Source organism: Cohnella phaseoli (assembly GCF_003386235.1).
Taxonomy (GTDB): Bacteria; Bacillota; Bacilli; order Paenibacillales; family Paenibacillaceae; genus Cohnella; species Cohnella phaseoli.
In genome coordinates, this window is the sequence record NZ_QRDZ01000035.1 from 51,295 (window position 1) to 64,066 (window position 12,772).

Annotated in this window: 8 protein-coding genes; 7 read left to right on the plus strand and 1 reads right to left on the minus strand. The window is 45.2% G+C overall.

The window, feature by feature from the left end; all coding sequences use genetic code 11:
* Positions 1–613: 613 nt before the first annotated feature.
* Positions 614–2,080 (plus strand): AraC family transcriptional regulator, encoded by a 1,467-nt coding sequence (locus tag DFP98_RS31560; RefSeq protein WP_281275177.1) that lies wholly within the window; start codon positions 614–616, stop codon positions 2,078–2,080.
* Positions 2,081–2,192: 112 nt separating this feature from the next.
* Here DFP98_RS31560 and DFP98_RS31565 read toward each other — a convergent pair whose 3' ends face one another.
* Entirely contained in the window at positions 2,193–3,098 is a 906-nt protein-coding gene (locus DFP98_RS31565; protein ID WP_147310313.1) for a helix-turn-helix transcriptional regulator, read from the minus strand.
* Between the two features lie 188 nt (positions 3,099–3,286).
* On the opposite strand from DFP98_RS31565, the gene DFP98_RS31575 reads away from it, so the two are divergent.
* From DFP98_RS31575 to DFP98_RS31595, 6 genes are all read left to right on the plus strand, one after another.
* Positions 3,287–5,749, plus strand: coding sequence for an alpha-L-rhamnosidase-related protein (locus tag DFP98_RS31575; protein WP_116064626.1), 2,463 nt, complete (start codon positions 3,287–3,289; stop codon positions 5,747–5,749).
* 895 nt (positions 5,750–6,644) lie between these two features.
* Complete coding sequence (locus tag DFP98_RS31580) at positions 6,645–8,543, plus strand: DEAD/DEAH box helicase (protein ID WP_116064627.1); 1,899 nt, start codon at positions 6,645–6,647, stop codon at positions 8,541–8,543.
* 4 nt (positions 8,544–8,547) lie between these two features.
* Entirely contained in the window at positions 8,548–8,979 is a 432-nt protein-coding gene (locus tag DFP98_RS31585; protein WP_116064628.1) for an EcoRII N-terminal effector-binding domain-containing protein, read from the plus strand.
* On the plus strand, positions 8,976–10,589 hold the full coding sequence (locus tag DFP98_RS31590; protein ID WP_116064629.1) for an ATP-binding protein: 1,614 nt from the start codon (positions 8,976–8,978) through the stop codon (positions 10,587–10,589). The genes DFP98_RS31585 and DFP98_RS31590 overlap by 4 nt, the downstream gene beginning before the upstream one ends.
* A gap of 259 nt (positions 10,590–10,848) precedes the next feature.
* The gene (locus DFP98_RS38770) at positions 10,849–11,292 is read left to right on the plus strand and encodes a hypothetical protein (protein ID WP_147310314.1); all 444 of its coding nucleotides are present in this window, start codon (positions 10,849–10,851) and stop codon (positions 11,290–11,292) included.
* The gene (locus tag DFP98_RS31595; RefSeq protein ID WP_116064630.1) at positions 11,282–12,559 is read left to right on the plus strand and encodes a DUF6575 domain-containing protein; all 1,278 of its coding nucleotides are present in this window, start codon (positions 11,282–11,284) and stop codon (positions 12,557–12,559) included. The genes DFP98_RS38770 and DFP98_RS31595 overlap by 11 nt, the downstream gene beginning before the upstream one ends.
* Positions 12,560–12,772 lie beyond the last annotated feature (213 nt).

The following is a 12,772-nucleotide window of genomic DNA, read 5'->3' on the forward strand; positions in this document are numbered from 1 at the left end:
CTACTCGATTGAGGCCGGTCGGGGGCATCTCAACTACACCGGCCGATTTCACCCCAATTGCCGAATTCGCTCCGCCAGCAAAACTCTGACCGTACACGTACGAGGTCAGAGTTTTTTTGTTATACTGGCGTAAGCCGATAAATGGTGAAAGGAGGGGGTTAGTATGGAGTGGGAGGCTCATATCGAGCGGTGGGGTCGAGCTGCCGTAAGATTGCTGGATATTCGGCAGTTACGCGTGGAAAGCGGAACTGACCCTGAACGCTATGAGGCACATACTAGCTTTTTCTTAGTTACGACCCAAGGAGAAGCAAACGTGAGCCTGTCGGGAACGGTGTATCGGGCTCGTTCGCCTCACATTCTGCATGGAGGGAAGGGCTCGGAGCTAAATTTTATGCCGTTAGGGAACGATTTTGCTTGTTACTTGATGCTATATCAAGCCGAGTGCGAATCGCAGGAGGATCTGCAGAGCTTTCGTATGTCGTATACGTTCACTCCTTATGCAATGCTACCCCTACTGGAAAAGTGTCAAGCCATGAGTCGCCTGTGGCAGCAGGCATCTCCGCTGGACAAGCTGCAGGCGCAGTCGGCGTTTCTTCCGTTTGTGTACGAGGTGATGAGGCAAATACGCACATCGGCAGCGGAAAACAGTAAACCAAACTTGGTATCGCAAGCCATTCACTATATTCAAGACCATTACAAGGAGCCGATTACAGCCGAGGAATTGGCCGGATTTTACGGCTGCAGTACGAGTTATTTGTCCCGCTTGTTCAAAAATCAGATCAGGGTCGGTCCGATTGACTATCTGATTCATGTACGCATACACAAATCGAAGCAGCTTCTCTTGAAGTCGGAGGCTCGTATCCAGGAAATCGCGAGCAGCGTCGGCTACGCGGATGTCTATTATTTCAGTCGGTTGTTCAAAAAGCATACGGGGCGCTCTCCGCTGCAATTTCGCGAGGACAATCGGAAGGCTGTTCAGAATAATCCATTACAGCTATTAAAATCGTCCATTGTATCCCGAATGTCTGTTTCTCATAATGATAATGAGAATTATTATCAATCATTTAGAGAAGGGGACACATCCATGTTTAGATTTTCAAGACCATCGTTCGGAGCCATGATGCTATTGTGCACAAGCTTGATTCTGAGTGCATGTCAGACAGGCAGTAATACAGGAGACAATACAGGCAGTAATGCAGGGACGCCGCCGGCTACCCAATCAGCATCAACAGGCGCCGCTACTGACGAGACTGCTGCCAAGACGCGGACCTACAAGCATTTGAATGGCGAGACAGAAATTCCTGTAAAGCCTCAACGCGTAGTCAGCCTTTTTCATCTGGGTGAACTCATGGCGTTGGGAGTGAAGCCGGTAGGCGCAACTACTTTCATTCTGAGCAATCCGATGCTAAGCGATGTTTCCGGGATTGAAGATGTTGGAGTTCCGCCCGATGCGGAGAAAATTCTATCGCTGGCGCCGGATCTGATTGTGACAACGGCCCCATTCGCGGAGGTCGTAGAAGGCGGTTACGAAGCGCTGAGCCAGATCGCGCCAACCATCGTGGTGGAGCAGTACAACGACCCGATCAAGGACGTCGAAATGTTTGGCGATATTCTCGGCAAGCAGGAGGAAGCGAAGCAATGGAATGAAGCATTTGCGACAAAAATAGCCGAATACAAGGAGAAGATTAGTCCGATTGTCGGCGCAGATGAAACCTTCTCCATTTTAAATGTGCGTAAGGATGCGGTCTTTATTTACGGGGATACCAATATGGGCGGCAACATTATCTACAAGTATTTGGGTCTGAAGCCAACCGATAAAGTAAAAACAGACGTCATCAACGGAGAAACGTGGGAAATCTCCTCCGAGGTCATTCCCGACTTTATAGGCGATCGGTTATTCCTGGCTGTGAATGAAGGCGCAGAGGAACATGTGAAGGAAGTGGAGAAGCTCATTCAAAACTCCCCAGCAGGAAAAACAGGAAAGATCTATAGGCTGGATTTCAATCAGTTTCTTCCCAGCGATCCGATCTCGGTAGAGCAGCAATTGGATATTATCTCGAATTTGTTGGCGGAAAAGTAAAGCCGGCGATAAATGGAATAGATACGCTATAGGAGCTGTCCCCTAAGTAGAGTCGTACATCCTTACGTACGACTCTTTTACTTATGGGTCAGCTTCTTTATGTTAGCCTCGATTATCGGCCGCCGTACCGCTTGCGGAATTCGCTCGGCGACATCGACTCGAGCTTGCGGAACGTATTGGAGAAATAGGTCTGATGGCGGAATCCGATTTCCCATGCGATCTCCTCGATCGACAGCGTCGTACTGATCATGAGCAGTTTGGCTTGCTCGATTCTGTACCTGGTCAAATACTCCAGAGGGGAGCAGCCGAAGGCTTTCTTCATGCAGCGCGCGATATAGACGGGATGGAAATTGAATTCGCGCTGCAGCAGCTCGTTCGTCAGGTGCGAGCGATAATGTGTGCGCAGATGGACGGCGACGCGTTCGGCGAGCAGGGCGGCAGGCGATTGGCTGAGCTTGTCCTGCTCCTGGGCCAATACTTTAAGCAAGCTCTGCAAATGGATCTGTTGCTGCCATCGCGCCCACGATAGCGGCTGCCGCTCCAACTCGATCAGCTCGCGAAGGCGGCGATAGACGTCCACGGGATCCTGAAGCGTAAAATATTGCGGGATAGAAAAGCCGAACTCGCGCGGAATGAGCCCGTGCTCGACGTGGAATTGATTTTTGCCATCCGAAAGCTCCTCTTCAGCTTCATCCCGCATCTGATCCTCTCGCATCCGATCATCCCACAGCTCTTTCGTATGGAAATGAAGCCAATAAAAGCTCGTGTCCGTGTCGACGGAACGAGGCGAATAGTGATGTCGGTCGGGCCTCAGCAGAAGCGCCTGTCCCTCGTTAATGGTCCACGTCCGGTCATCCTCTCCCATAAACAGCGTGCCCTGATGAACGACGAGCAGGTCGAACAATCCGATTGGGCCGCGGGCGGGATGAATGTCTCCGGGCTTAAACCGGGACTCGCCGGAATTGATGTAATGAGGCAGGGGAGGGGCCGTAAAGTAGAGAACGGACAGGTTGCTCACCTCGAAGGTAGAGAGTTTGGATACCTATATTTTATAGTTAGCGATTCGTTGATACAACAATGACTTAAATTTGAAAATAGGTTTAAATCGTTTATCTTTCGGTTTGAATGATGGCTGGGCATGCGCGCGATAAAAAATATAATGGATCGTAGATAGCGAAAACGGTAACGAGAGGAAGTGTGGTTTAAATGAATAACGAGGAGAAGTACATTTTGACGCCGACGTCCAAACGCGTATTCGGGACTGCCGTTCATTCGAAGACTGGCGACGTGACGGATGCGGAGCACATTTTGAGGGAGGACGCTCTGGCAGCAAAGCTCGTATACGCTGCCGGGGGAGAGAAACCGTCGATTCTGCTCGATCTTGGCCCTTCCGCTCCGGGAGGATATCCGATCATTAAGATAGCCGGACAGACGGGGCGTCCGACGCTGCGAATCGCATATGCCGACTGGTATGAATGGATCGTCGATCCGGTACACGGGGAGAACGGAGATTTTAGCAGAGGGTCGTGCACGTATCTCGGCGTGGAATTGCCTGTTCCGCCTGCTAACCCTTACAGGTACGAGCTGTACACGATTGAAGAAGCCGGCTTGTATATCGCGCCAATGATTCAAGGCCAGCAGCGCTGGGTGCTCATTCAGCTCGATACCGAGGGCAGCGTGGATCTCGAATATTTCAGCCTCGAAGTCACGTCCGACTTGTCGCCGTATAAAGGCAGCTTCCATTCGAGCGACGAGGAGTTAAATCGGTTGTGGTATGCAAGCACTTACACGGCACAAGTCTCGTCGTTTCCGAACACCGACGCCTGGACGGTCGTGGAGGGCTGGCTCGTCCCGCGCAAACTGGCGAAGGGCAACGATGTCGGCCTGACGGTTCAAGGGGAACAGTGGAAGGATTACCGGTTCGGGTTTCAGTTCGTCATTCGCCGCAATCCCGGACCCGTGTCCGCAGTGGGCTGGATCGTTCGGGCTTTCGATGAAAATAACGGCTATGTCGGTCAGATCGATTTGGACGGAAGGCTGCATTTGTTCAAGCGTTCTGACGGGGTATATGTGCGCTTGAAGCCGGCGGTATCTCTCTCCATTCCGATCGTCGATGGTCGGGTCTATCATCTGGAGGTGAGGCTGGACGGAGCGCGGATGGAGACGCTGCTTAACGGGACGCTGATCGATACGACCATAGACGATACCTATGCCGAAGGAAAAGTCGGATTTTGCCAACCCATGGACAAGTGGGCGCTCATACGCGAGGTTCGCGTAGAGGACGCAGCGGGTCAGCTTCTATTCGCAGACGATTTCAACGGGGATCTAAGCGGTTGGTCCTTCGCTCGTACTCCCGCATTTATCGCGGATGGCGCCAAGCGGGACCGTCTGCCGTGGCTCGGCGATCTGGATTGGGCGGGTCGCAACGTCTATTACGCATTCGACAATTATACGTACATGAAAGAAACGATTAGGATGTTCGCATGGCATCAAACGCCGGAAGGCTACATCTGGGCCGCTTGTTATCCGGAAAATCAGGTGAAGCCGGGAATCGGCGAATACGGCTATTACCAATCCGACGAGTTTTCCGCCTGGTTCGCGCCCGTGCTGGCCGATTATGTCCTGTTCACCGGCGATCTGGAGCTGGCCCGAGAGTTGTACTCTGTGATGGTTAAAAGCTTGGATTACCTGTGGAACTACGTGGAAGGCGACGGCTTGTTCTATCAACGGTATGAGACGTCCAAGGGCATCTGGGGCCATCTTCTGGAATATACGGGCAAGGGCGCTTACGTGAACTTTCTCGTGTATGATTCGTTCAAGGAAGGCGCGTATCTGGCCGGATTGCTGGGTCTCGATGCGGATGCGTCGGCATTCGAAGAGAAGGCCGCGGTCTTGCGCCAGGGCATTCGGGAGCACCTGTGGGATGAAGAGCAGGGGCATTACGTTAAGCTGAAGGGCAGCCGCGAATTCGAGTTTTACGCCAACGCGCTGGCGCTGGCCATCGGCTTTCCGGATGGCGAACAAGCGGCGTCCGTCAGAGAGAAGCTTAAGGAAACGGACATGGGCAAGTATCAAAGCTTGGCGATTCGCGGAAAATTCCACTACGGCTATGACGAGGATGCGCTCGGAACGCTTCGCAAGCCAGGAGGCGGCGTAGATTGGCTTGGCGCATTAGCCGATTGGCGCGGACCTCATGCGACCTGGGAGTGCATGACCTATCCGCCGGCAATCATGCCGCCAGGTAAGAACTGGGGAGACAGCTCCCACCCGGATACGGCGGTCGCTCATTTGCTGTCCGGTTACATCTTGGGTGTTCAACCTACGGAGCCCGGGTTTCGCTCTTTTGCAGCCATCCCACATCCGTGTGATCTGCAACGGGCAGAGGGCACGGTTCCTACGCCTTACGGCGAAATCCGTTTTGAATGGGAATTGGCGGAGACAGGGTTCTGCGCATCGCTCAAAGCGCCGGAAGGAACGAGCGCAGTCGTCGGCATTCCGAAGCCGGAGAACCAGGAGTTCGTCATCTATTGGAATGGAGAGGTGGTATTTCATTCTGATGCGTCCGCGGTGGAATCAACCGACGGCCTTACGCTGGACGAGGACGAGCGCTACGTTTATCTTCGCGGGCTTAAGGAAGGTTCTCATCGTATTGAACGGTGGGGGCGGTAACGGAGAACGGGGGATTTGGGAAGGCTGCTGACACGGTTCGAAGGCGACACTTCACGCCCGAACCGTTTGGCCCCGCGGAGATCCTTATCCGGCTAAGTCCCCTCGCAGTGGTATCGATCGCTTAGTTCGGATATAATAGATTTACAATTTAGCGAGTTGCAAATCTGATGCAGGGACCTCTACCAAAGGGACCTGCATTCATTCTATATTCGGACAGGGAGCGGGCGTTTAAGAAATGGATTAGCCACCATTTTTTTCGTGTGCAAGTGCGAAGCGATAGAGTATGCCAAATGAATCTATTGCTAAGATAGTATTTGATGAGTCAGCTTCGTTAGCAAGTTCAATCAAAAAGTTCCGATTCTCCTGAGCATCCAGAAAATTGCGAAACGGGAATCCAATATGGAAATAGCCTGATTGGATGGGGGAGAGGAAAGTTTTTAATGTGTCATAAATTGATATACTAGTTGAAAATTGCTTCGCATTGTCATAATTAAGATACGTTGAGCCATACCATAGATGATGGTAAGATCGCTTGTACGTTGGAGTTCTTGTTCGGGGGAGCATTTAACGCTGATCTAAAGCTCCTTTTTTTCGGTGATTACTGCGACAGCGTCTATACTCGATTTGCGGGTTGAGATTGGAAGTTAAAGATTTCCCTTGAATTTCTGTATAAGAAGAGGGCTGACGGTAGTATATAGTTGATTAATGCAATAACTTTAACATGGATACCCTGATCAGGACAAACATATTTTATTGATGATATAAGACTACAAAGAAAAGATCGAACCGATAAAATCGAATCGATCTTTTCTTTGTAGCCTTAGGGATTATATGGTATTTTGTATATATATTACGCAGTTACTTTCATCGAACTTATTCAGAAAGAGGAAGACCCATGGCGAATGCAACTTGGAAGCTGGTTGACGAAAAGTCTATAGTCGTTCAAAAAAGTAATGGGGATCTTTACTTCCCCACTTCAAAGGAGATTTTTCTTTCCGAATTTAAATCAATATTTCCTTTGAAGGATCTTACCTTGGAGCGCCCTTCCACTTGTCTCCCATACTTGAAGTTTTCCAAAATTCCGGTTCAATTAAAGCTACTCGTTAGTAGTCAGATGCTGGATTCTACAACTATACTCAAGCTAGATCTAATAGTGGTCGGGCAATTAAAAGAGTATTATGCAATCGTCACATCGACTGATACAGACTACATAATTGCAGATAATGTATGGTTACCATTTGAGCAAGGGGTACTAGAGGATATGATAGAGAAATTAAATAAAGCGGGGATTTTCTCTTTCGGGCGTATCACTCTGAAACAGTACCTTTTTCTTAAAACCGAGGCGCCTAATTTAATTGATGATTCGAGATTGAGTTTTCGAGCGGGCTTACAACAAAGTGAAGCTGAACCGGACGAAATACCGCTATTTAGCGGAACGTTATATCCTTATCAGATGCAGGGATATAAGTGGCTAAAAATGATCTCACAGGAAGATGCCGGCTGCATCTTGGCTGATGAGATGGGGTTAGGAAAGACGGCCCAGATTATAGCTTTACTTTCATATGAGAAAGCGAAAACTACCACACCTTCTTTGGTAGTCGCCCCTGTTTCATTAATGGAGAACTGGCGAAGAGAAGTGAACAGATTCTCTCCCGAGTTAAAATTAATAATACATCAAGGTAATAATCGTACGGGGTTTTACAAAGAATTAATCAATTATGATCTTGTGATCACAACTTATGATACGGTTCTTCGTGACTTATCTTTGCTTCAAATGATAACTTGGAACCTGGTAGTACTCGATGAAGCTCAAGCGATAAAGAACCCTTCTGCAAAGAGATCTGAAGCCATAAAACAGATTCCGAGAAGAACATCAATAGCAGTTACAGGAACGCCAATCGAAAATAAACTTACTGACCTTTGGTCAATAACCGATTTTGCTATTCCAGGATTTCTGGGTACGCTAAGAAATTTTGAGTCAAGGTTCTCAAATGACCTTGATGGTGCGTTAAGTCTGGAAAGGCATGTTTCACCAATTATGTTGAGGAGAAGAGTTCGTGAAGTTGCGGATGACTTGCCTCCACGTATCGATATACCTCAAGTTATGCAGATGGGAGAAGTCGATGCAAGACATTACGAACTGTTGCGGCATGAAATTGTTAATGAATATGGGAAAAACGCAACTCTTATTTCATTAATAAAGCTACGAATGTTTTGTACGCACCCAATGTTACAGATTGATTACCGCTATGATACTTCACATTTTATGAAATATCAGAGGTTGATAGAAATCGTAGAAGAAATCATGGCCAATAATGAGAAGGTACTTATTTTTACTTCATTCACTCAGATGATAGAAATAATGATGGTTGACTTGTCGGAAAGGTTTGGAGTATTTTGCGAATTTATTGATGGGAGAGTCCCTGTCGCGGACAGACAACCGAAAATTGATGCTTTTTCTAACACGTCAGGATCATCAATCTTGGTTTTGAATCCAAGAGCAGCAGGAGCGGGCTTAAATATTACATCAGCCAATCATGTGATTCACTACAACTTGGAGTGGAACCCTGCAATTGAAGATCAAGCCTCTGCAAGGTCGTTTAGAAGAGGACAAACTCGGCCAGTTAACATCTATAGACTTTATTATGCGAATACTGTGGAAGATGTGATTAATGCGCGCCTAGTAAGAAAGAGAGAGCTTTCCAACGCTGTAATAGTGGGGAATGATGGAGTTTCTAGTGATTATACGGATATTCTCAATGCACTATCTATGACCCCGGTTTTGGAGGGATGACAAAATGGAAATATTAACAAGACCTCGTGCCATTTCAAAGTTGTTAAGTGCAAATGATACAGGGGCAAATTTTTCACATCAAGCTGGAATTCTGGTTCCAAAAGTTAAGGAAGTTTTATCTTTTTTTCCTGATCTGGGAACAGAAGCGAAAAACCCTAGAGTAGTATTATCTTTTGAGGATATCTCTGGAGAAAAATGGAGTTTTAATTTTATTTATTATAACGGTAAATTATTTGGCGGGACAAGAAACGAATATAGGCTAACTGGAATGACTAGATTTATCAAAAGCAATAATCTTAGGGCCGGTGATAAAATAACATTTCTCCGGCTTCCGGATGACAAACTGTTAGTGAAGTATCAACGTATGAATGGTAATAACGCTAGTAACTTGGATATTCTCAAGCTCAGAAATAATTGGAGGGTGGTAATCGTATGACTACAATAATTAACACAGTGGAAGTTCAACCGGATGCAAGAAGGATGATCGAAGGGCTTCGTGACACTGGATATAAATTTAATACAGCAATGGCAGATATAATTGATAACTCGATAGCTGCTGGCGCAACATTGGTAGATATCAGAATTATAATGGATTACATTGGTGATATAACAATCTATATTGCTGATAATGGCTCCGGGATGGACGAAGAGGGGCTTATAAACGCAATGCGTTACGGTTCAAATGAGAGACCGGATCCTGGAAGCCTTGGAAAGTTTGGTCTTGGACTTAAGACTGCTTCTACTGCCTTTTGCAGGTCTCTTTCAGTGACGAGCAGATCAGCTGGGAACGGAACCGTGCTTAAGGCACGATGGGACCTGGATCATGTGAGTATTCAGAAGTGGAATTTACTTTTTTTGAATCCAGACCAAGAAGAAATGAAGTTGCTTGCAGATGTGACGGAAGGAGGCGCCGGAACAATTGTAACTTGGGAGAAAGTTGACCGGGTTTTAAAAACATACTCTGAGCAAGGTGGCACCTATGCACGACGGGCACTTGAGCGAATTCAAGAAAGTCTCGCAGACCATATATCAATGGTCTATCAGCGTTTCCTTGATCCAAGTTATACGGACGCAAATAATGTAATAATTCGTTTGAATGAAAAGGCAATCGAAGCGTGGGATCCATTTTGCTCTCAGGAACCCTATACCGAAGTTGTTGCAGAACGGAGACAGGAAGTAGAATTGCCTGATGCGCAAACAACCACGTCTTTTTTTATTAAAGCTTATGTCATTCCAAGAAAAGAACAATTCAGTAGTGAGGAAGAAGCCAAGAAAGCTAAGCTTACAAATGATCGCCAAGGATTCTATGTATATCGTGAAAATAGACTTATCCATTACGGGGATTGGCTGGGAATGTTTCGTAATGAGCCACATGGAACCTTGCTACGTGTAGAGTTTTCTTTTGATCACACTCTGGATGATGCCTTTAATGTAGATATCAAGAAATCAAATATTCTCTTAAATGATGACTTGTACAACTGGTTGAAAGATCAATTCCTTCCTGCGCCTAGAAGAGCCGCAGATGACCGGTATCGTAAAGGTGTGAATAAAGGTGTGGGCAAGGCCGCCAAAGGAGCACATGATGGTTCAAACGCGGGTATTGGTTCAAAGGAAAAAGCTGTTCAAATGGCTAATATTGAAGTGACAGATGAGGAAAATAATGAAGTTGAAGTGACGAATAAAAAGGGAAGGTTTAAAATCAAGTTACCTTTAATCGAATCTGCCAAGGAAGGTGAGGTTCACGTTACTGCAGTTGATTCTGTAGACGATGGCCTTCTATGGGAACCTTGTTTAATTGATAAACACCATGCTGTTAGAATCAACACATCTCATCCCTATTATCACAAAGTATATGTTCCAAATTTATTATCAGGAGTGACGATTCAAGGTATGGACTCTTTATTATGGGCGATGTGTGAAGCAGAGTTAGGGACGATAAATGATGACACAAAATATTATATCAAAGAATTGAGGTATGAAGTCTCCAAGCTGCTTCGCAAGTTAGTGGAAGATCTGCCAGAACCGGATATCAATAATGGTGATTGATATCAACAAGTTTCATATTAATGAGATGTTAAGTGAATTATGCGGCATTCACTTCTTGGTTTTGGTGGAGATGAGAAAGGGATCTAAATTCAAGTGAATACTTTGTAAACCGATTACATTTTTTTTGGAATAGGTTCATACAATGCTTCCTCAAATCAAAGGAAATATTCGCCTTCTTTAGAAATCGGGTATGAAGTATTTTAATGCTTGAAGTACATGTATGGACCTATTGATTTTAGAATATAATTGATGAATAGGAATGATGATTTTGTTACTAGAAGAGACAGAGAAATATTATGTCGAGTTACCGAAATTCTGTCCTCTTGAAGGCGCTCACTGTGTTAATGAGAATCTCACGGTGTATCGTTTTGTAGCGCATGATATTCCAAGCGAAAATGATTTCCGGCCTGTTGGTTTAAACCCTCAAAAGAGTTATTTCAAGAAAAAACCAGAAACATATTGCAAATCGCTCGCTTTATCTGTACTTACAGATTTAAAGGAAGCAGAAACAGCCCTAAGTGGAATGAGTGAAAGGTTTGCAGCTTCGAGATTTGTAGCTGAAGGTGTAATCACCCCAACATGTGGAAGAATAAAGAGTACTCCTGGTCCGATAGGTGAATCTCATATAAGTTGGTGGCCTTATTTGGGCGTGGTTCCTAGTCTGTCATTTAAAGTTACTGGGGGAGTTTCCCGTGGATTTTGATTCTGTAATAACGCCTTTGGGCGAGCTGTTCATAACCGACGTTCTCCTATTTATTGATGAACCCAAAATATTTATTTGCAAAGATGAAAAAAACTCTCTTTTTTTGGCTTATTTTATTGATTCGAACAATAACCTTGACGAATGGTTTTTCGTAAAAATTAGCGAAAATCGAGTGGATGAGATTGTTACCGGAAATATCTCAATTAAAGCCGTCCTCCAAAATCCTGAGTCGGGATGGTTATGGAAAGCGTTTCTTCATTATGAAGATGATGGTCTTTCCCGGATAATACAAATTGATCAACATCAGATTAGCAAAGCAGATCTCCCGGCGAAAGAAGTAAAAATAATATTGAAAAATAATACTAATCATGTATATTCATCAAACGAAATTGCTGTAAGCCACCGCTCAAAACATTTGAGAGAACTTCCCAATGAATATTTAGTAGGAAAAAAGATAGCTGAGCTACCACCAAGAAAAAATACGACTTTACAAGAATCTTTGGAAACCAAAAGAGATGTACTGGACGTGTCCTTAAGAATTAATAATGAGTTCTCTTCTGAGTTGGATCTGGAGGTCTTTGGTTCAACACTAACCACAATCCAGCAACTAATGTACGCTCTTGATAATAGATGGTCAGGTAAGAGTAAGGCTCCGCAGCAGGTCAGGAAAAATAATGCACTAAACGTCACAACATTATTTGCAGCTTCTTTCGGGATAAGAATTAAGTCCCAAAATACAAGGGACTTGGCTCAAGAACCGGAGATGACGAATAGTTTAGGAGATTTTCTGGATTTGCTAGGCTGCAGTAAAAATGCCGAACAACTTGAAAATAGATTAAAGACTCTCAAGCCGAAAGCAGTAACTTTATTTAAAAACCTTTTAGAGACTTTCAATGAACACCAGATTGAGCCCAAAATTGAGTTTGCTAGTCCAAACAACACATACAAAGAAACAAAATTGAATAGCATACAAATCCATAATGCTGTAGGTGTAATAAAGCAAAGTGGTGAGCAGTCGTCCAAAGTAATTGAGATGGAAGGTGAATTAACAGGTCTATCTTTTGAAAGTGGGAAATTTGAACTTAGAAATGAATCGGCTGAATTGATTTCAGGAAGAATTGTGAGTTTTCTTGAAAAGAAAAACTATAGGCTGTTCGAAAAAGTATCTGTGTCTCTGTTGCAAAAAGAAATACTAAACTCCTTCTCCGGAAAAAAACAAATTATGTATGATTTGCTCAATATTAAATTTATCGAAATTGAAGATTAACAGGAAATGGTAAATGCAATCATACCTTGGTGCGGTCTGGGATTTGCAGGTCTCATCATAGTAATATTTCAGCCCACAGACTCCCAAAAATAAACAATAGGGGGACCCTTATTGATATTCGTCTTAGTAATGATATAGTGAGTCTAATCATAAAAGAAAGTAGTGCGAAATTTTTGTCCAGGAAGCGTAGAGGGCAACCAGGCTAAAGGGAAT